This is a genomic window from Limnoraphis robusta BA-68 BA1, from assembly GCF_034932365.1.
GTDB classification, from domain to species: domain Bacteria; phylum Cyanobacteriota; class Cyanobacteriia; order Cyanobacteriales; family Microcoleaceae; genus Capilliphycus; species Capilliphycus robustus.
In genome coordinates this window covers 1-19,460 of the sequence record NZ_JAYGHR010000070.1, presented here as the reverse complement: position 1 = coordinate 19,460, position 19,460 = coordinate 1, and the positions used below count along the sequence as shown (strand labels likewise).

Sequence of the window (19,460 nt, the reverse complement as noted above, 5' to 3'; positions counted from 1 at the left end):
ATTTATTCATTTCAATTTATGATGAAACCGAGCATTAATGAAATTATAGAAATTCTCCAAACTCGCGGCAATACCCAATATGGTGAAGAAGCCGTTAGCCAACTCGAACACGCCTTACAATGTGCGGCTTTAGCACAGTCAAATGATGCTTCTCCTGAACTGATAACCGCTTGTTTATTGCATGACTTCGGACATCTCATTCATGACTGGGGAGAAGATGCTGCAACCCGAGGAATTGATGATCGCCATGAATATTGTGCCTTACCTTTTTTAAGCTTATTATTTAGTTCAGCCATCACCGAACCCATTCGTCTTCATGTGGCAGCTAAACGTTATCTTTGTGCAGCAAATTCTCAGTATTTTTTAACATTATCCCCTGCTTCTCAACACAGTTTAAACCTGCAAGGCGGGATTTTGTCGCCGGAGGAAGCAACCAAATTTATTAATCATCCCTACGCTAATGATGCTGTTAAACTGCGAATTTGGGATGATCAAGCCAAACACCTAAATTATCCCACTCCGAGTTTAGAAGACTTCATTCCCACCCTTCAGGCTTGTCTAAAGTCCTCAAATCAGGGAGAATAGAGAAAAGGCTCTAAACTCTGTAAAAGTTCCTAAAATTTAGTCTAATGTTCCGGGTTTGACTAGATTGAAGGAGAAGAGAGATAAACCAACAGATTTCCGTCAAATCACCCTTTAGTTCTCAGTGCTTTTATCAATGAAAACCTTTCCAAAAATTACGCATCTCATTTACGATTTAGATGGTTTACTGTTAGACACAGAACCCCTTCATGCGAAAGTTAACCAAATGCTAGCAAGTCGCTATGATAAATTTATTGATCCTTCTTTAATGTGTAAATTGCGGGGACGAAAATCCCATGATTCGGCAAAACTAATTATTGAAATGCTGGAAATTCCCTTAACAGTTGAAGCGTATTTAGCCGAAAAAGATGCTATAATTTATCAATATTATGCAAATGTTCCACCCTTAGAAGGTGCAGTAGAACTCACCCAACATTTAGCCGCTCATCACATTCCACAAGCCATTGCCACCAGTTCCAGCAGTCGTCCTTATGCGGCAAAAATCCAAAGTTATCAGCAATGGTTTTCCATTTTTCAATGTGTCATTCAAGGTGATGATCCCGAACTCAAACAAGGCAAACCAGCACCCGATATTTTCTTAATCGCCGCCCAACGTTTAGGCGCAAAACCCGAAAATTGTTTAGTCTTTGAAGATGCGTTAGCGGGAGTAACGGCGGCTAAAGCAGCAGGAATGTCTGTAGTAGCAGTTCCGGCGGCTGATATGGATAAACAACTCTATCTCGAAGCGGATCAAATTCTTAATTCTTTAAGTGAATTTCAACCGCAACAATGGCAACTCCCCAATTTATAATTAGCCTATGTTGAAAAAAATGTGGGGTCAGTTTCTTTTGATAGATTGGAATAGTTATGTAGAGACATTCCATACAACATCTCTACAATTTTTACAGTGGCTAATTTAGGCCGAACGTAACCAAGGAGATTGAATTTTAAATTGCTGTTCTTGGAGTTTGTGCATATGTTCAAACAATTTCCAGCAATATTCGGGAGTCAGTCCACAAGTCACCGCACCGCGTAGAACTACGTTAAAATACCAATCATTTGGAGCGAGTTCTTCCGGTAACTTATGAATCACCGTATAGGTGCGAACATTGCTGTATAATTGACCCGAACAATCAACTTCTATCAGTTCAGGTTGATAGCCCCCAACGTGAACTCCTTGATCAATATCAAAACGAACTTCTTCGCGTTCATCTAGTAAAGGACTCATCCGCGAAGGAAGCTGATAAAGAACCCCTTCCACATAAGAATTAGAATCTTTAACCACATCAAGCGCCCCACAATTTCGACGCTGCGATCGCCGATAAAAACCAAGTCGATATCCTGAAAGAATCGCCGGGCCAATCACATATTGATAAGTTGATTCTCCCATAGTACGCTGTAAGTCTACCGGACACATACAGGAACCATAAGCAAAATAATAGAACGTCTCTTCGGTTTGAGGTGGGAGTGGTTTTGTTTGACCACAAAACTCAAATCGATTTGTTAATCTCGGCTTAGGATTGACACTCAACTTGACCTCCTTCTACAATCGACCCAACAATCTCTAGAAAAAAATTTGCTCGACTCTGCTGATTTTCCCTAGAACTAGCCGTAGGGTAAAAACAAATCATTGATCGAACAGTCAAGCAATCATTGCTCAATGCAGATATTGATCGAGTTCAGATATCTATCTTGAGGAACTTGTGTTATTCTTACAAGTCTACCCTTCAGCATACGATTTCGATAGAGGATCAGGAGATTCAATTGATACAGATTTATTTTCAACTCAGGCTATCCTCAACAGAACACCTCCGTCATAGGGCATAATCTGTGCTATGATTCTCTAGCCTATGGCTAAGTACCGATAGCTTAAGGTTCGCTCGACTTCCTCACTGTGTTACGCATGGGAAAAACACTATTGCTGCGCTGGATATTCCCCAGTTTAGTCAGTCTATTTTTACTCGTCTCTCCAGGTGAAGCAGCTCAACTGCAATTCTGGCGATTTGAGACTTCCGAGAATCGACTCTCCTTTACGACTCAAGGTGGAGTACAACCTACGGCTTCTCTACTCTCCAACCCAACTCGTTTAGTGATCGATTTACCCGGGACCACATTGGGAAACGTGACTCGTAAGCAGTCTGTTGGGGGAGCCATTCGAGAAATTCGTCTGGGTCAGTTTGATGATCAAACCGCTCGTATCGTCGTTGAACTCGCCGATGGATATACCCTCGATCCGCAGATGGTACAGTTTCGAGGTGTTTCTCCCAGTGAGTGGACCGTACAACTTCCCCAACCGCAAGCGATTGGTAGCCCTAGATCAACACCGACACCCATCCCCAATCCTTCCGTTAACGTTCAGCGACAGACTCCTCCGACTCCCCCGACCCCTCCCTCCAGACAAGCGGCGGTTCAACCTCGACCCACGACCAATCAAACGGCACTAGATCAAGTCGAAGTGCGTGATGACGGGATTGTGCTGCTTACTAGCGGCCAAATGCCCCAAATCGAATTTAAGCGTAGTCAAGATGGCACCTGGATGACGGTTGATCTGTTAGGAACCACCCTAAGCGCTCAGTCCAATGGCTTTCGTCAACGGGTGAATAAAGATGGTGTCAGCATCACTCGAGTCAGTCAACTGTCGAACTCGCCGCCTGTCGTGCGAGTAACAATGAGTACCCCTAATACCAGCCAAAATTGGGAAGCTCGACCCTCAGCCGGAGGCGTGGCGATTTGGCCTTCTGGCGGTACCCCTCCCGCCATTCAAGTTTCCACAGGTTTAGCCACAATTAAATCCATTGAGCTACAAAATCAAACCTATTTTGTGGTGGAAGCCGACAAACCCCTCAACTATACTCATGGTTGGGATCGAGAAACGGGAGCCTATGGGATTACCTTCTTCGCCGCTAAACTCCCAGAAAACATTCAACTCCCCCAACGACAAGTCGGTAGCCCCCTCCTCTCCACCCGCGTTCGTCAAGAAGACCCCGAAACCTTTACCCTTTTAGTACAACCTGCCACTCGGGTTCAAATTGGACAACCCAGCCAAAATAGCGCTGAACAGCTTGTCTTCCCGATGGCGATTAATTTGGCTTCGGTTCCGCCTGTTCCTCCCCCCTCTCAACCCACGCCTCAACCCCCTGATAATTCTAGAGCCTCTTCAAGTCCTAGACCCCTTTTACCCCCTCGTCAATCTCAACCTTCTCGGCGTCCCCTTCCCTTTCCCCCTCGACCCATTGGTTCCGGTGAACCTTCTTTACCGCAAATTCCCCAAGGACGAGTTGTGGTGATCATTGACCCAGGACATGGCGGGAGTGATGTTGGTGCTGTGGGTGTGGGCGGGTTGCGAGAGAAAGATATTGTTTTTCCGATTTCCCAGGAAGTCGCCCAAATTCTAGAGCAAAATGGGGTTAGTGCGGTGATGACTCGCCTCGATGATCGAACGGTTGAACTCGAACCCCGTGTACAAATGGCGAACCGTTTAGGCGCGACATTATTTGTGAGTATTCATGCCAATGCCGCCTATAGAGCGGAAGCCACTGGGATTGAAACCTTTTATTATCAATCGGGTTATTCCCTAGCAGGATACATTCAAAATAGCATTTTGGCAAATTTCAACATGACAAACCGAGGCGTCAAACAAGCGAGATTTTATGTGTTGAGAAATACCTCTATGCCTTCAGTCTTAGTAGAAGTCGGTTTCGTGACAAATACTTATGATTCCAGTATTTTAGCTGACCCCGCTCAACGCAGTCGCATGGCGGCAGCGATCGCACAAGGGATTTTACAATATCTCAAAGCCAGTGGATACTAATCGTTAAACTCTCTAAACTCGAGTTATCTAACGATATTTTTCTCTTGAAGTTCTCGCTCAGTTTCGAGTTCTTTTCCGAGAAAATAGTTGAGTAAAGTCCGAATAATCGCGATCGCGCCTAACTTAGCTAAAGATTCTAAACTCGGGGCAATCGTCGTCGCTAAAATATCAGCTCCTAACTGAAATTCTAATGCAAGTGCCAGCCAAGACCCTAAACAAAGTCGCACTTTAAAAAAAGGCAAATCTCGCAAGACATAAGGCTGACGAATGACTAATTTAAACGTAGCTCCTAAGCCGACAATAATACATAAAACTGAAATCAATTCTAGTAATATTTTTGTCAATGAGACTATAACAGACAACCCGTTTTCAAGTAGCTCAATTCCCATATTATATGTCGGTTCAGATTCATTTAATTTTGAGTCTAAGAATTATCAGCAAGGAGCGGTTTCTATCAAAACATTGAGCTATAGCAATCAGCAAGGAGCCTGTTGACAACTTCTTTGTGTTCTTTGTGTCGATCGTGTTGAAATTTCGATTCAGATCAATCATTATCCTAAACTAACAGCAGCCGGAACTTGTTCGCTTTTAAGCATTTCGAGTTCAGCAACCAAGTTTTCTCCACTACGATGAGCCTCCCAAGGACCCGAAAAACGGGAGTCAATATTCCACTGTCCTTGAATATAGTTTTCTTCCTCAGAAACGATGCCCATATAGCTGACGGATTCGGGAGAAGTCATTAGATAACGTTTGGTAAAACTAACATTTCGTCCTGTTACCGTACCACTCAAACGAGCTTCTCCTAAATACCCATCATCCAAAATATTACCACTAAGAGTATTACCACTCTGGATGAAAGTCACCTCAAAACGAGTTGGATCTCCTTGTTGCCAATAGGTTCCCAGCCAAGTTCCGCTTAAATCTGCCATAAATTCATTTTCAATTGATCAGTTTCACACAGCCCATGCTCAAAACGATTTAAAATAATTCTGAGCTAGGTTTTAGAGGATCATTACAGGTTTTACCAAATAAGGTTTCATAAGTTGTATCTGTAATGCCACAAAAAGCAATGGCTTGCCAAACCCAATTTTGGGTTCGTGGAGAGAGAAGTTGGCTATCGGTAATATTCAACAATCTCAAACGAGCCGAATCATTAAATTGACTCGCCGCTTCATCCAATCGAACCAAAGAACCCGATTCGTTTGTACGATAAACCCAAGCTTGTCTTCCACTAGAAATTTTAACTTGCCATCCCGGTACCAGCGCCAGAGTACACAAAGTTCCCGGTTCACCGAGTCCCAAACATCCATCAGGCCAAGTTTGGGATTGAGCCTCGACAATTCGTAAACCAGAATGGGGTAAACCCGAGCGGTTCGCCGCATCTTGAAAAACCTGATTCGCCACCGAAATGGGTAAATTGGAAACGGTTTGATTTTGTTCCCGGCGAAAAACTTGTCCTTTTAAATCGGTACGATAAACCCAAGTTTGACGACCATTTGAGAGAACCACTCGCCACCCTTCTACCAACATTTGACCACAAAATTCATCCGGTTGGGCGAGTCCTAAACAAGAATTTGGCCAGGTTTGGCGATCAACTTCTGTGATCGTTAGTTTTTCCGGAGAAATACCCGTCTGAGTAGACAAATCTTGACGAACCGCTAGAGCAACAGCAGGCGGTAAAGAACTCATGGGGTTGGGAGGTTGGGCTTGGCTGTGAAGATCATAGTTGACCAACTCAACAGGGAGTTCGATAGGACTCTTCTGTTGTGGGGTTTGGGTATGACGATCAAATAGAGGAGTCGGTAAGACTTTATAAGTTGAAGGCTTTTTGGGACTCGCACAACCTTGATCCCCTTGACAAACCGAAGCTTCAGCTTGATGATAATAATTGGCTTGATACTCAACCTGATTGATCGATTCCTCAGAAACAGATGAGTCAGATGGAGCAGGAGCTGAGTAACCCATACTGGCTACTGAGACAGAAGAAGGAGAGACCAGCATACCAGCACTCTCAATCACGGTTTTGAGAAAAGCTGGGTAGGCTTGTATTGTTAAGACCCCGGTCAACATGAATGCTAAAATCAATGGACGGGGGTGCTTCTGATTCTTTATAGTTTGAGTCCCGGTCGATTGGGAAGGGCTAATTTTCATGGGAAGCATCCGCTATCGCAGTTATACCAACGACAGACTTGGATACCCTGAGAATTGTTTCCCCAGTTGAATTTGACTTGCACTGCTACTGAGTCTGTTAATTGACTTTAAACATCTCTCATTCTTGCTAAGAGTGCCAAAAACGTAACACAATGTAAAAAAGTCAAGGGATATTTGTAACTTTATTTGTATACCTTTACACTCTTGTATTGAATGCCATACATCCACTTTAGAGCTGAGGCAAGCCGACTGAGGTTATATTTTCCAGAGTATCAAAGCCTAAGTAGATTATAACTGATACACTTCATTATTGCCTAATCGATCAGGCTCAGGTCTCAATTCCTGATCGCGTTCAGAGTCGAGTCTTATACCGTTTGGAGGTGAACTCATGGATGTTTTGTTGGATGGGGGATCGACTTTACAACAGCGTGACTATACTTTAATCATTGATCAAAGTCAGAGTATGTCGATTTTTGATCGCTTTGAACAAAAACGCCGTTGGGAAATGATCCAAGAGTCTACTCTGGCCTTGGCGACGCTCTGTGAACATTTTGATCCCGATGGTATTACCGTTTACTTATTTTCAGATCAATTTCAACGATATGAAAAGGTGACGACTGAACGAATGGCTCAGATTTTTATGAATCACGAACCTATAGGAAAAGCCAATCTCGCGGCTGTTCTTAAAGATGCGACAGATAACTACTTTGCACGTCGGGCAATGGATATTTCTAAGCCCAATGGTGAACTGATTATTATTGTAACAGGCGGAGAAATAGAAGGAGCAGAAGCGGTTAAACAAATTGCCATTAATGCAGCCAATCAACTCAGTCGAGATGAAGAACTCGGGATAGAATTAATTCAAGTCGGAGATGATGCGGCGGTTACTCAATTTTTTAAGGTACTAGATCGAGAATTGCAAATGGCAGGAGCCAAGTATGATATTTGTAATACCGTAACCTTTGAAGATATGGAAGAAATGAGTTTAACTGATGTTTTACTCCGAGCGATCGCCAATTAAAATAGGCACTCATGCAAAATCTGATAACTGTTCACTGTTAACTGATAACTGAAAAAACTGGTAACTCTCTTACAAACTTTGCTACCGACTATTCCGCGCCCGTCGCAAGTTTGCGCTGATAACTGTTCACTGTTCACTGTAAAAGCTGGTACAATCAATTTCGATGTTTGAGGAAGCATATTAGATGGGTTGGATGCGATACGTTGCTGTAGCATTGATCAATACACTCGGAGTCGTAGTCGGGATTATCTGGATTCCTATTCCTCAATTGGTATTGGCTCAATCCTCTCCCAACAGTCCTGAGATCGAATACAGAATTGATGAATCTAGCCTCTACGACGAAGAACCCCAACTTTTATCCCCAGAGGCTATCTCGACACCCACTGAACCCTCTACGCCCCAGTCTTTAGAAGATTTATATCGACTGCGAGATCAACTCCTTGCCGACTTAGAAAAAGTTTCCGGTTCTCCAGATGTATCCCGTTTAGAAGCTTGGGAATACGAACTGCAACTGCAACAATATCAAACCCGACTCCGTGCCTTACGTCAAACTGAAACCCGCATTCGACGCGAAGAACAAGCCATACAAATTTGGGAACAGGCGATGCAACTGGCGACAGAAGCCGTAGCCGCCGGAACTTCTAGCCCAGGTGTAGCCGACTGGGAAAAAGCCCAACGTCTCTGGGTACAAGCCATTGATACCATCAGACAAATTCCCTCCGATAGCTTTCTCGCCCAGAAAGCCATTGAAAAAATTGTAGAATATCAAGGTTATCTGGCGATCGCTACCTACGAACGAGCAATGGTTCAATCGGAAATCGAAGATCAACAAACCTCACAAAACGCCTCGGAATATTCAGTTGATGTTCCTCAGTTTCCAGGCTTTGAACTCTACAGCGACACCAACCGAGATGGAATCATCACAGAAGCCGATGAAGTTCGTCCAACTCAGTGGTCATTGTCAACAGGCCCGTTGATTTTGTTTAATAATGATGATGATGATCGCGATGGAATTCCCGATTGGAAAGATAAAATTGTTAATAGTAAATATGATAGTGAAGATTTAGCCCAAGTTCAGTTCAAAATTTCTCAAGAATACAAAAATGCCCAAATATTTATGACGACGGACACTCGTTCACAACCGTTTATCAATCTCTTTCAGAAAACAGCAGGCGGTTGGGTTCCAGTAGATTTAACAGGTCAACAACCTCTAGCGATTAGCGAGGAAATTATATTAGGAGTAGAAGCCAAACAATTTGCAGATAAAAATTGGACGGGTTTAGTCAGTTTAAAAGCAGTTGCTCGTCGAGAAGATCAAGAAATTGCTTCTGATACCATTCAAATGGGAGTCGCCCCTTGGATCATGTCTTCTAATACCGCTTTGGTGTCTGAAATTCATCTCAGCGATCGCGGTGTTAATCAAGATTTTATCAAACAAGTTCAACAAATAGTCGAACCCACTGGTGTAACCTCAAAAATAACTCCCGGTGAAACAGCTTGGATGCAAGATACAACAGAAATTGGTTATGTACAGTTTCCCCGTGAAAATACCCTCAAAAATTATCCAGTGGCGTTGAATGGAAATCGTTTGAGTGAAAGTGATGATTACGCTAAATCATTGATGAATCGAAATTTCGGTTGGTTTGAAGTGGGTAAACCGCGATCACTTGATCCGCTCAATCAAGGATTAGATTGGTATGGTAATTTAGAAGTAACTCCCCCACTTCCTAAATATCCGATGGGTAGAATTTATTATGGGAAAGCCGACGGAGACACCTTGCATCCTGATGTGGTAGAATTCCTGAAAGCCCAGAAAGTACAAGGCCCACCAGTGGAGATTGATACCTCTTGGTTAATGATTCGTCATGTGAGTGAAATTATTAACTTTATTCCCAGTCAAACGGGTGAACCTTTGCTATTAATTGTCAGTCCAGAAGCCGGAATTAAACTCATTGAAGAACTCGCTGAAAAAGGATATGAAGGGGCGGCAATTAATCGGGGTTTGAGTACCCAAACAACTGTAAGAGCGGCTTTGAATAATCGCTTACTTGTTCAGCATAATCTGCAATTACAACGGGAAAAAATAGACCCATTATTGAAGAAAATTAAACGAGAATTCAACCTAGAAGATGATCAAATTATTCAAGTTCCAGTGTTGTTTGGCTATAGCGGTTATGCTTGGTGGCCGAACTTGATTAATACAGTTTCTATTAATGGTGAACTCCTGGCACCTAACCCTCGCGGTGCATTAATTGATGGTCGAGATTACACTCAGGAATATTTCAAAAGACGGTTAGCGATTTCGGGAATGAATATTAACTTCCTGGATGATAGTTACTATCAGGAACTCAAAGGTGATGTTTACACCGGAATCAATACAACTCGTGAAGCTTCAAAGCAACCTTTCTGGGAAGCATTACCCGCCAATTTAACTCCCTAGATTTTTAAGGAGAAGAAATCGGGTTTCTGGGGTGTAGGGTTTTGAAATAAGTTCTGATCTGAAATACTATAATATTTGCTACAGATGAGCGCGGGGGTGTCGGGGGAGACAGTTATAGCGCTACGCGCTAGGCAAAAGGCAACAGGCAAGAGGCAAAAGTGCCAGCAGAAAATATTTTCAGCATTTACCAATGTCCTAACCGTTATGCGTAGTGCTATAACAGTTGTAGGGGTAATTGATGAATTGCCCCTACCCGTTTTTTCAGTTATCAATTATCAGCGCTTGCCTTGCGACGGGCGCGGAATAGTCGGTAGCGCAAAGTCCGATCTTGCGGGCAGACCCCGCGCCACCTGCGGGCGCCAGCGCAAACTCGCGACTTGGCGGTTTCCGTCGAGAGCGCTTTCCTTGCGGCCCGGCGGTTTCCGGCGAGACTTAGTTCGCAATCTTAGCGAAGTTTGCAAGAGAGGGAATGCTGCCCAAGACAGGCGGTTTCCGTCAAGAAGGAACTTTGCAATCTTAGCAAAGTTTGTAAGAGAGTCACCAGATTTTGCAGCAGTGCAAGATTGCAAGATTGCCTATTTCTATACAACAATTTTTATACTCAAAAGAGGGGAGAAGAAACTTCCCCATTCTCCCCTTATCCTTCTGGTTGGTAGCTACCGAACCCCATACTGGTCATTTCCTGGGGCATCAGGTCTGTATCCATCGCCTGGGGAGGAGCAATATCAGCACCCAGAACCACCCCCATTTCAGCCGACGCCAAACCGGGCTTGGATGAAGCTTTAGACTCAGAGTGATGTTGACGATGACGAGACTGAGGCTCATTTTCTTGCAGAAGTTTCTGCATTTCTGGAGGAATTGTGGTTTCAGGTATAGACTGTTGAGACAGCCAAGCAATACCGCCTAAAGACCCCGCCAGAATAGCCGCATAACCCAAATAGAGATGAACAGAATTGAGATAAAAATTAGAATCAAGTTCTGCTTTTGACCATGTAGGCATCAAATGTTGTAAAGGGTCAGGAGTAGGGATAGAAGCCGCCATCGCGGTGCCATTGAGTCCCAGAGCATTCCCTAAACGACAAATAAACCCCCGCAAGTAGACATCTTCCGGTAACTCTTCAATTTGACCCGTTTCCAAAGCTCGCAGATGAGACAGAGGAACGAGGGTTTGACGGTGAAGCTGTGTGAGAGACACAGAAAGAGCTTCACGCGCTTGTCGTAACTCTTGACCCACCTGACGCAGACAAGCTTCTCGTTTTTCTGCGGCTTGGGCTGCTAATTCTGCTTCTGTTAATCTTTTTTTGCGCTTGTTCTGCTTCTGAACACTAGCCTCATCCTTGGCTGAGTGAGAGTCTAGGGTTTCCTCAGATGAGGTTTGATCAAATTCTGATGCGACAGAATAAGAATGAACCCCATTAGAAACAGCTTCCCCACCCGACGAGATCACAGAAACTTCTTGGAGCGAAGAAGACAAGTCTGACTGCTGGGATAACAACGGAGCAGACTCCCAAGACTGTAGAGCCGCTTGTTCTGTTGGGCTTGAGGATGAATGGGCAACAGAGTTCGAGTAGTTGTCTTTTGCAACTGTTTGTACTATAGTTTGACTCTGGCGAATTAATAGTTGTTTGAGAGCCAGTTGAATCCCTTCCCGACCGACTGCGTTGAGCAGAATCTCACCTTTGGGGGCTGCATCTCCTAGAATTTTTTGCAGATTAGCTAAAGCAATCTGATAGACTTGACTGTGGTGCAGTTCGGTCTCAATTAAAGTTAACAGAGAGCGCAAGTGTTCCGGTGAAACTTCAACAACGTTCGGCTCGATCAGGCCGATACCCGTTTCGGAGTTTAGTTCCATATTGAATTGTTTGTTGTTACTCAGTACAATACCATCTGAGTCACATTTTCTATTGCCTGCTCCTGATTCCGGATGCAGACACCACTATTATAGAAGAAATGGGCAGTCCCGGAGGTCAGGAAAGTTACAAAATTAGGGACTGAATGGCGTTGGATTAAGAACTTGAGTTGGACAATCATCTCAATCCCTAAGCTTTGCCTGGTTGGCTTTGTTAAATAGTCTATCGGGTCAATCTCCCCAGCCGTGAACCAATGTACAAGCTACAAATCATTCTTTGTAGATTTGTTCAATTAACCAGATTGCTCCGACAATCCCGACAAAATGGGCAACGATAGTATGAGTATTAGCGAGAACAATAAAAATATCAAGCGGTTGAATAAACTCTCGTAGGTTCACTGAAGCGTCTAAAATCCCCCTCGGTTGAGAAACCGCCTTCGCCAAAAGAATACCGTTAATCGCCTCAGATCCGATAAGTGTCAGTAGCATCCCAAGCATATTCGCAATTAAGCTGACCCGTATTTGCTTAATGGTCTCGCCCCGACTCGGCCGGCCTGGAGCAGGTCCACGCAGTTGTTTGCTCAAGCGAGTGTGATAAAAAGCCCGATAAGCACTAAATCCTAATACAGCCAAACCCCCTAAGGCAAAAAATAAGCCTCCTTCCACTCCTGAACTTCCACTTGGAGAAGAAGTTTGATTGGCGACTAAAATAGCAAACAGCAGAATAATAGCAGAAACAACCGCTAGGACGAGCTGAACCCAAAAGCTAATCCAACCGGCTCGACGAAGCGCAAAGGCGACTCTACGCAGGGATGTGGGTAGTGGTGAAGCGTCAGATTGATTGGACATCGGCTTGGAAAATAGGAACGGAAATGGTTTCGAGAGCAAAGGACAAACTAGAATAACCCCATTAATCAACCACTCTCTTTCAGGATAATTGAAAAATCGTCCTATGATTGCTAATAGCAAAATTTGCAACTCCCATACAAAAGATTAACACTTGGAAGAGTGTCCTGTGGTCTATGCTTCTCAGCCTCAACCTAAAGGTTCCTGGGTTTCTCAAAGCCCTCAAAGCTGGCTTGAACCTGATTTATTGCAAGCGGCTCGGCGAATTTACCTGGCTTATCTTCAAGTTCACGCCCGACAAATGCGACGACCCTCTGGCGTGATCATTCATCCGATCACCTATCGCGGCTTGTTAACGTTCTCCGCTCGACCGATTTTGTTACCCGGAGAGCGGTTTATTCCCCTCGATAACATTGACTCGGAACTGTCTTAAACAGGGAACAGTCTTTTCAGTGACCCGTTTTTTCCTGACTTCTGACTTCAGAGTGCTTGTTGCCTATGGATATCTTACTGACGGGGTTCATTAACTTAATTGTATTCGTTCTGGGAGCTTCGATTGGCAGCTTCCTAAATGTGGTCATTTATCGAATTCCGGCGGGTTTATCCCTACTCAGGCCACCTTCACGCTGTCCTCATTGTCTAACTCCTCTGAGTCCGGTTGAAAATGTTCCGGTATTCGGTTGGTTGGGGCTACGAGGACGTTGTAAACATTGTCATGCTCCCATTTCTGTGCGTTATCCCCTCGTTGAAGCCGCAACAGGGCTACTTTTTTTACTGGTGTTGGGGAATTCTCAAACGGGGGTGGAAATCGTCGGATATTGGGCGTTATTCAGTTGGTTAGTGGCTCTGGCTTTTATTGATCTCGATACGCTGACTTTACCCAATTGTCTCACCCAATCGGGATTAGTCGCAGGACTTGGTTTTCAAATGGCTCTAGCTTGGGAACAAGGGTTGAACGTTGCTCTGGTGAGTCGATCTTTGATGGGCGGGATATTTGGAGCGGTTTTGGGGTTATGGTTATTAGATATTCTTGCTTTTTTGGGATCGCTTGCCCTGGGACAAACAGCGATGGGGGCTGGAGATAGCAAATTAGCGGCTTTGATGGGGGCTTGGTTAGGCTGGAAATATTTGCTGCTAGCGGGATTTATTGCTTGTGTGTTGGGGGCGTTTGTCGGGGGTGGGGCGATCGCACTGGGTTGGTTAGATCGACGACAACCGATGGCATTTGGCCCGTTTTTAGCCCTGGCTGCTGGTTTAACAGCCCTGTGGGGTGAGACAATATTATCAGCCTATCTCAATCTATTTTTCCCCGCTTTCTAAGGTCAACGGGTTATGTCTTGGATTACGCTCAGAACAACACCCATGCGATGGGAAGCTGAATTGATGCAACAAGTGTTAGCCGCTCATGGAATTCCCACCCGAATTGTAGACTTAGGTCTAACGTCTTACATGGGTATGGGGAGTCCGGCTGCATTACAAGTTCATTCAGTGCATCAGTGGGCGGCTCGTTTGCTCCTCAGTCCGATCGAAGAGGAATCAGAATCAGCCGATTAAACCGGAAAACTGATCAATGAAACAGATCGTTATATCGCAAATGATATTTTAGAAAGAATAATGAGGTAAACTGACGTTTCAGACAGCCTCACGCTTGAGATCCAAAATCTAACCGAAAAAACTCTTTTAATGTCTCTATTTGATTGGTTTGCAAATCGACAAAAGTCAGTTCAGATCGGCCCAGAGCGACAAGAGCGGGAAATAGCTGATGGACTCTGGGTAAAGTGTGAACATTGTGGTGCATTGACCTACACCAAAGACTTACAAGTAAATCTGCGAGTTTGCTTGGAATGTGGTCATCATATGTCGGTTAACAGTGACGAACGCATTCAACAGCTCATTGATGCTCAGACTTGGATGCCGCTCAATGCCAAATTGTACGCGATTGATGCCCTGAAATTCCGCGATCGCAAACCTTATAGCGATCGCCTGCGAGATTACCGCGAAAAAACGGGCCAAACTGATGCGGTACAAACGGGTATCGGTTTAATGGACGGTGAACCTGTAGCGCTTGGGGTGATGGACTTCCAGTTTATGGGGGGAAGCATGGGTTCAGTCGTCGGTGAAAAACTAACTCGCCTGATCGAACACGCCACTCAAGAACGATATCCCGTAATCATTATTTGTGCTTCGGGAGGAGCAAGAATGCAGGAGGGAATGTTGAGTCTGATGCAGATGGCGAAAATTTCGGGCGCGTTAGAGCATCACCGAGAGGCTAAATTACTCTATGTTCCGGTTTTAACCCATCCAACCACCGGAGGGGTAACGGCGAGTTTTGCGATGTTGGGTGATGTCATCCTGGCTGAACCCAAGGCGACAATTGGTTTTGCGGGACGACGAGTTATCGAACAAACCCTCAGAGAAAAGCTTCCTGATAATTTTCAGACTTCTGAATATCTGTTGGCTCATGGCTTTGTGGATCAGATTGTTCCTCGTCCTCAGCTTAAGAAAACTTTAGCTCAGTTGGTTCGCTTTCATCGTCTTCCTCAAAAACCCGCTCACTATCTGGCGAGTCGCTCTGACGCTAAACCTTTGAGTTCAGCCGTGAGCGATCGCAATTCTATCAGTACCGATGCTTAAACCTCAGTTCAGCCGAAACCGTAAACCTGCGGCGGGTTAAACTGCCTTGAGGGAAAAGAAATTTACCCGGGGGTGACGAGGCGAGTCAGTGAAACGCTCTAGGCGATCACGCCTGAGTCCAACACTCAAGAAAGCGAAGTATTAGTGAGAACGGGTTTTCAGAGTTACCAAGAGTTCCTATAATTAATTTGATTCAAATCTGTTGGAACCAAATCTCATGGGTTTTGCAGACCTGTCCATAGCAGAAATTGCGGAGGATTACAATCTCCCAGTCGAAGCGGTACTCAATCTATGCGATCAGTTGGGAATTGCTTACAAACACCCTCAAACCCGTTTGGCTTTAGAGGATGCTAAGGCAATTATGTCAGAAATTATGGCACGCCAACAAAAAGAAGATTTGACAAAGCAAGACTAACCCTTGCTGAACTCAGAGATGAGTTTAACAGGACAAGCGATCAAACTTTTGACCAAAGAGACATCCTAGAGGATGATTGATCCATGACATTCTCTGGTTGGGTGCGAGTTATCAAACAGTTGAGACTCAACCCACAACTTTCAGATGAAGTCGCTCTGTATTACAAAGTTCCATAACTAACATAAGGTTAAGGAGAATTATGATCAAAAGATACATTTGGCTGGCTGTAGCCACTGTATTTTTCACGTTTCAAATGTTTGTCAATAGTGCAAGCGCACTCGAACTGACAGAAGACCTACGGACTTTTCCCCTCAACGAACAAGGAGATCAAACTGTTCTGAGTTTAAAAGAGGTTAAACAGGGTAAACAACTGTTTAACTATGCTTGCGCTCAATGTCATGCTTTAGGGGTAACAAAAACCAATCCTGATGTCAACTTGAGTCCCAAAGCGCTCTCCGGTGCTGTTCCTTCTCGGAATAATATTGAGGCCTTGATAGACTATATGCAAAACCCCACGACCTATGATGGGTTTGACGAAATTGCTGAATTACACCCGAGTACCAAGAGTGCTGATATTTATCCGAAGATGAGAAATCTGACTGAGGATGATCTGTACGCCATTGCGGGTTACATTTTGCTAGAACCCAAAATTCGGGGTGATCAGTGGGGTGGCGGTAAATACCTGCGTTAATTTGAGATAACAATGCAGTTTTAGACTTCGGATTTTGGGTTTTAGAGGCAGTTGGGATTTTCACGTCTGATGAGTGATCTGAGGGGGAAAAGTTGGCTGATCTAAGGTCTAAAGTCTGAAGTCTGAATGTTTTGATTTTTTTTGGGCAAACTCAACTCTATCCAGACTCAATGCGATTTCAAAAATTTCTGAATTCTTTACTGATTTTTTTACTGATTGGACTAGGAATGTTTATGGTTCATTCCCCGGTTTTAGCCGATGGAGTTGATCCTTATGTGCGTCGCTATTTAGCCAGTCAGCCTGTAGAAATACCTGCCGATAATCAAGGTCATACTCAGCAATTTTCCGCCGAAGATCTAACAACAGGTAAAATACTGTTTGAGGCAAGTTGTCTCAATTGTCATGCTGGGGGAGTCACCATTCCTTACCCGGATGTCTCTTTATCTCTCAAAGACCTGAAAGCGGCAACTCCGCCTCGTGATAACATCAAAAGTTTAATCAGCTATTTTCGATATCCTCTGAGCTTCGATGGTAGCGATACGAACTATTGGTGTCGTCAAATCTCCGAAACCTGGATACCCCAACCGCAAGCTGAAAAGTTAGCTGCCTATATTATTCGTTCGGCAGAAGCTTCACCGGGATGGGGAAAAATTCGCGATCCCAATGAGTTACCGCCTGAGTTTAGAATTTAGAGGTCTACAAATAAATCTATAGCCTTTTCAATGAATGACGTCAGCAAACGTTGACGATGTTAAGCATTTTTCAATCAATTTTCACCCCCTCAATCTCAGTTTTTCGCCTAAGATCAAGGTCAGGATAGAAACTAAAGCTAAGATTTTAGGAGTTCGCTGTGAGCTTAGAGACGCTATTTAAAGATTCTACAACGACCGATACAACGCCCTTCAGTCCTGATGAGTTTAACGCTCATGTGATGAATACCTATGGGCGTTTTCCCCTCGCCCTAGAACGAGGTGAGGGCTGTCGCCTGTGGGACACCGACGGACGAGAATATTTAGATTTTGTAGCGGGAATTGCCACTTGTACACTCGGACACGCGCATCCGGCGTTGATTGATACCGTTACCCGGCAAATAAAGACGCTGCATCACGTTTCCAACTTGTATTATGTTCCCTCCCAAGGAGAACTCGCCCAGTGGCTTACGGCTCATTCTTGCGCCGATAAAGTCTTCTTTTGCAACTCCGGTGCCGAAGCGAATGAAGGGGCGATTAAACTGGCTCGCAAGTACGCTCACGACAAGTTAAATATTGCTGATCCGGTAATTATTACGGCTCATGCTAGCTTTCATGGTCGCACCTTAGCCACGATTACTGCTACTGGACAACCGAAATATCAAAAAGGCTTTAGCCCCCTCGTTCCGGGCTTTGTCTATGTGCCTTATAACGATATTACCGCCCTAGAAGCGATGATTGCTGAAGTTGATCGCGATGAACGCCGAGTTACGGCTATTCTGTTAGAAGCGCTTCAAGGCGAAGGGGGAGTTCGTCCGGGAGATTTGGCTTATTTCCAGAGAGTTCGGGAAATCTGCACCGAAAAAGGCATTTTGTTGATTCTTGATGAAGTGCAGGTGGGAATGGGTCGCAGTGGTAAACTGTGGGGATATGAAAACCTGGGAATTGAACCAGATATTTTCACCTCAGCGAAAGGTTTAGGCGGCGGAATTCCCATCGGGGCGATGTTGTGTAAGTCGTTTTGCGATGTGTTTGAACCGGGAAATCATGCGAGTACCTTTGGCGGAAATCCCTTTGCTTGTTCAGTCGCATTGTGTGTTTGTCAAACGGTAGAACGTGAGAATCTTCTGGCGAATGTTCAACAACGGGGTGAACAACTTCGCAGTCAACTTCAGTTAATTGCAGCTCAATATCCTGATTTAATTGTAGATGTGCGGGGTTGGGGTTTAATTAATGGTTTGGAACTGAATGCTGAGGCTGAATTAACTTCTATTGAAGTGGTAAAAGCGGCGATGGCTGAAGGTTTGCTTTTGGTTCCGGCTGGCCCGAAAGTGTTGCGGTTTGTTCCGCCTTTAATTGTAACAGAAGCGGAAATTGATCGAGCCGTTGAAATGCTAAAAACAGCACTCTCAAAATTGCTGTCTTCCAACTAGACCATTGATGTTTGTAGGTTGGGTTAAGTGCTAACGCAACCCAACTTCATCGGTATTAGCGTAGAAGAAACCGGGTTTTTTCGTCTCTACTTTACTTCATTCAACTTCATCGGTATTAGTTGGGTTTCCTCCGTCAACCCAACCTACTAGACTACTAGACCATTGATGTTTGTAGGTTGGGTTAAGTGCTAACGCAACCCAACTTCATCGGTATTAGCGTAGAAGAAATCGGGTTTTTTCGTCTCTACTTTACTTCATTCAACTTCATCGGTATTAGTTAGGTTTCCTCCGTCAACCCAACCTACTAGACCATTGATTTTTGTAGGTTGGGTTAAGTGCTAAGGCAACCCAACTTCATCGGTATTAGCGTAGAAGAAACCGGGTTTTTTCGTCTCTACTTTACTTCATTCAACTTCATCGGTATTAGTTGGGTTTCCTCCGTCAACCCAACCTACTAGACCATTGATTTTTGTAGGTTGGGTTAAGTGCTAACGCAACCCAACTTCATCGGTATTAGTTAGGTTTCCTCCGTCAACCCAACCGACTACAAGCCAAAAACCCGGTTTCTTTAATAATACACATCGCCGATTTTCTGAAGCCGTAGAAGAAACCGGGTTTTTTAGTCTCTACTTTACTTCATTCAACTTCATCGGTATTAGTTAGGTTTCCGCCGTCAACCCAACCGACTAGACCATTTATTTTTATAAGTATCAATGAATCTTTGAAAAAATAATTGTTTTCGTGGGGTTAACTCGGCAAGTATATTTTCTTTTGACATCCTCACCGCCGTGAACGGACGGTGATTCCATCTATTTAAGCAGATCAAAAATTGATAGCTGCTTAAATTCTGGCGGGTTAGCGCTTCTTTGGGTGCTGCTATCCTGAGATAGTCTTACGC

Annotated in this window: 19 protein-coding genes; 13 read left to right on the top strand and 6 right to left on the bottom strand. The window is 44.3% G+C overall.

Features of this window, described 5'->3' with window-relative positions:
- Window positions 1-18 precede the first annotated feature (18 nt).
- Both VB836_RS19385 and VB836_RS19380 read left to right on the top strand, forming a co-directional pair.
- Window positions 19-585 (top strand): phosphonate degradation HD-domain oxygenase, encoded by a 567-nt coding sequence (locus VB836_RS19385; protein ID WP_235441068.1) that lies wholly within the window; start codon window positions 19-21, stop codon window positions 583-585.
- 133 nt (window positions 586-718) lie between these two features.
- Window positions 719-1,393, top strand: coding sequence for an HAD-IA family hydrolase (locus VB836_RS19380; RefSeq protein WP_046280130.1), 675 nt, complete (start codon window positions 719-721; stop codon window positions 1,391-1,393).
- Window positions 1,394-1,498: 105 nt separating this feature from the next.
- Here VB836_RS19380 and VB836_RS19375 read toward each other — a convergent pair whose 3' ends face one another.
- A complete protein-coding gene (locus VB836_RS19375; RefSeq protein ID WP_407659706.1) occupies window positions 1,499-2,113 on the bottom strand; it encodes a gamma-glutamylcyclotransferase in 615 nt (204 codons plus the stop codon).
- 372 nt (window positions 2,114-2,485) lie between these two features.
- Between VB836_RS19375 and VB836_RS19370 the strand changes: the two genes are divergently transcribed.
- The gene (locus VB836_RS19370; protein WP_323221697.1) at window positions 2,486-4,393 is read left to right on the top strand and encodes an N-acetylmuramoyl-L-alanine amidase; all 1,908 of its coding nucleotides are present in this window, start codon (window positions 2,486-2,488) and stop codon (window positions 4,391-4,393) included.
- 23 nt (window positions 4,394-4,416) lie between these two features.
- Here VB836_RS19370 and VB836_RS19365 read toward each other — a convergent pair whose 3' ends face one another.
- From VB836_RS19365 to VB836_RS19355, 3 genes are all read right to left on the bottom strand, one after another.
- Window positions 4,417-4,737 (bottom strand): DUF1622 domain-containing protein, encoded by a 321-nt coding sequence (locus tag VB836_RS19365; RefSeq protein ID WP_235440935.1) that lies wholly within the window; start codon window positions 4,735-4,737, stop codon window positions 4,417-4,419.
- Window positions 4,738-4,944: 207 nt separating this feature from the next.
- Entirely contained in the window at window positions 4,945-5,322 is a 378-nt protein-coding gene (locus VB836_RS19360) for a hypothetical protein (RefSeq protein WP_046282133.1), read from the bottom strand.
- Between the two features lie 49 nt (window positions 5,323-5,371).
- Window positions 5,372-6,358: a hypothetical protein gene (locus VB836_RS19355; RefSeq protein ID WP_323221695.1), complete on the bottom strand. Its 987-nt coding sequence runs from the start codon at window positions 6,356-6,358 to the stop codon at window positions 5,372-5,374.
- A 574-nt stretch (window positions 6,359-6,932) separates the two neighbouring features.
- Between VB836_RS19355 and VB836_RS19350 the strand changes: the two genes are divergently transcribed.
- Complete coding sequence (locus VB836_RS19350) at window positions 6,933-7,565, top strand: VWA domain-containing protein (protein WP_046282132.1); 633 nt, start codon at window positions 6,933-6,935, stop codon at window positions 7,563-7,565.
- 184 nt (window positions 7,566-7,749) lie between these two features.
- The gene (locus tag VB836_RS19345; protein ID WP_046282131.1) at window positions 7,750-10,005 is read left to right on the top strand and encodes a protein-arginine deiminase family protein; all 2,256 of its coding nucleotides are present in this window, start codon (window positions 7,750-7,752) and stop codon (window positions 10,003-10,005) included.
- A gap of 637 nt (window positions 10,006-10,642) precedes the next feature.
- Here VB836_RS19345 and VB836_RS19340 read toward each other — a convergent pair.
- Both VB836_RS19340 and VB836_RS19335 read right to left on the bottom strand, forming a co-directional pair.
- Complete coding sequence (locus tag VB836_RS19340; protein WP_046282130.1) at window positions 10,643-11,857, bottom strand: helix-turn-helix domain-containing protein; 1,215 nt, start codon at window positions 11,855-11,857, stop codon at window positions 10,643-10,645.
- A 267-nt stretch (window positions 11,858-12,124) separates the two neighbouring features.
- Window positions 12,125-12,703 (bottom strand): DUF3611 family protein, encoded by a 579-nt coding sequence (locus VB836_RS19335; protein ID WP_046282129.1) that lies wholly within the window; start codon window positions 12,701-12,703, stop codon window positions 12,125-12,127.
- Window positions 12,704-12,869: 166 nt separating this feature from the next.
- On the opposite strand from VB836_RS19335, the gene VB836_RS19330 reads away from it, so the two are divergent.
- The 8 genes from VB836_RS19330 (at window position 12,870) to VB836_RS19295 (ending at window position 18,562) form a co-directional block, all read left to right on the top strand.
- Entirely contained in the window at window positions 12,870-13,133 is a 264-nt protein-coding gene (locus VB836_RS19330) for a hypothetical protein (protein WP_046282128.1), read from the top strand.
- A 65-nt stretch (window positions 13,134-13,198) separates the two neighbouring features.
- Complete coding sequence (locus VB836_RS19325; RefSeq protein ID WP_323221690.1) at window positions 13,199-14,020, top strand: prepilin peptidase; 822 nt, start codon at window positions 13,199-13,201, stop codon at window positions 14,018-14,020.
- A 12-nt stretch (window positions 14,021-14,032) separates the two neighbouring features.
- Window positions 14,033-14,254, top strand: a complete 222-nt coding sequence (locus VB836_RS19320; RefSeq protein ID WP_046282126.1) for a putative signal transducing protein — start codon at window positions 14,033-14,035, stop codon at window positions 14,252-14,254.
- A 129-nt stretch (window positions 14,255-14,383) separates the two neighbouring features.
- Window positions 14,384-15,334 carry an acetyl-CoA carboxylase, carboxyltransferase subunit beta gene (gene accD / locus VB836_RS19315; RefSeq protein ID WP_323221688.1) on the top strand — a complete coding sequence of 317 codons (951 nt, stop codon included), beginning with the start codon at window positions 14,384-14,386 and terminating at the stop codon, window positions 15,332-15,334.
- 217 nt (window positions 15,335-15,551) lie between these two features.
- The gene (locus tag VB836_RS19310; protein WP_046282124.1) at window positions 15,552-15,749 is read left to right on the top strand and encodes a translation initiation factor IF-2; all 198 of its coding nucleotides are present in this window, start codon (window positions 15,552-15,554) and stop codon (window positions 15,747-15,749) included.
- Between the two features lie 199 nt (window positions 15,750-15,948).
- A complete protein-coding gene (psbV, locus tag VB836_RS19305) occupies window positions 15,949-16,440 on the top strand; it encodes a photosystem II cytochrome c-550 (protein WP_046282123.1) in 492 nt (163 codons plus the stop codon).
- 170 nt (window positions 16,441-16,610) lie between these two features.
- Window positions 16,611-17,132, top strand: a complete 522-nt coding sequence (gene psbV2, locus VB836_RS19300; protein ID WP_046282135.1) for a photosystem II cytochrome PsbV2 — start codon at window positions 16,611-16,613, stop codon at window positions 17,130-17,132.
- Window positions 17,133-17,290: 158 nt separating this feature from the next.
- Window positions 17,291-18,562 carry an aspartate aminotransferase family protein gene (locus tag VB836_RS19295; RefSeq protein ID WP_046282122.1) on the top strand — a complete coding sequence of 424 codons (1,272 nt, stop codon included), beginning with the start codon at window positions 17,291-17,293 and terminating at the stop codon, window positions 18,560-18,562.
- Window positions 18,563-19,460: the final 898 nt, after the last annotated feature.

Coding starts and splice junctions, on each gene's coding strand:
- VB836_RS19385 (WP_235441068.1), top strand. CDS start 19: ATGATGAAACCGAGCATTAATGAAATTATAGAAATTCTCCAAACTCGC.
- VB836_RS19380 (WP_046280130.1), top strand. CDS start 719: ATGAAAACCTTTCCAAAAATTACGCATCTCATTTACGATTTAGATGGT.
- VB836_RS19370 (WP_323221697.1), top strand. CDS start 2,486: ATGGGAAAAACACTATTGCTGCGCTGGATATTCCCCAGTTTAGTCAGT.
- VB836_RS19360 (WP_046282133.1), bottom strand. CDS start 5,322: ATGGCAGATTTAAGCGGAACTTGGCTGGGAACCTATTGGCAACAAGGA.
- VB836_RS19355 (WP_323221695.1), bottom strand. CDS start 6,358: ATGGGTTACTCAGCTCCTGCTCCATCTGACTCATCTGTTTCTGAGGAA.
- VB836_RS19350 (WP_046282132.1), top strand. CDS start 6,933: ATGGATGTTTTGTTGGATGGGGGATCGACTTTACAACAGCGTGACTAT.
- VB836_RS19345 (WP_046282131.1), top strand. CDS start 7,750: ATGGGTTGGATGCGATACGTTGCTGTAGCATTGATCAATACACTCGGA.
- VB836_RS19340 (WP_046282130.1), bottom strand. CDS start 11,857: ATGGAACTAAACTCCGAAACGGGTATCGGCCTGATCGAGCCGAACGTT.
- VB836_RS19335 (WP_046282129.1), bottom strand. CDS start 12,703: ATGTCCAATCAATCTGACGCTTCACCACTACCCACATCCCTGCGTAGA.
- VB836_RS19325 (WP_323221690.1), top strand. CDS start 13,199: ATGGATATCTTACTGACGGGGTTCATTAACTTAATTGTATTCGTTCTG.
- VB836_RS19320 (WP_046282126.1), top strand. CDS start 14,033: ATGTCTTGGATTACGCTCAGAACAACACCCATGCGATGGGAAGCTGAA.
- accD (WP_323221688.1), top strand. CDS start 14,384: ATGTCTCTATTTGATTGGTTTGCAAATCGACAAAAGTCAGTTCAGATC.
- VB836_RS19310 (WP_046282124.1), top strand. CDS start 15,552: ATGGGTTTTGCAGACCTGTCCATAGCAGAAATTGCGGAGGATTACAAT.
- psbV (WP_046282123.1), top strand. CDS start 15,949: ATGATCAAAAGATACATTTGGCTGGCTGTAGCCACTGTATTTTTCACG.
- psbV2 (WP_046282135.1), top strand. CDS start 16,611: ATGCGATTTCAAAAATTTCTGAATTCTTTACTGATTTTTTTACTGATT.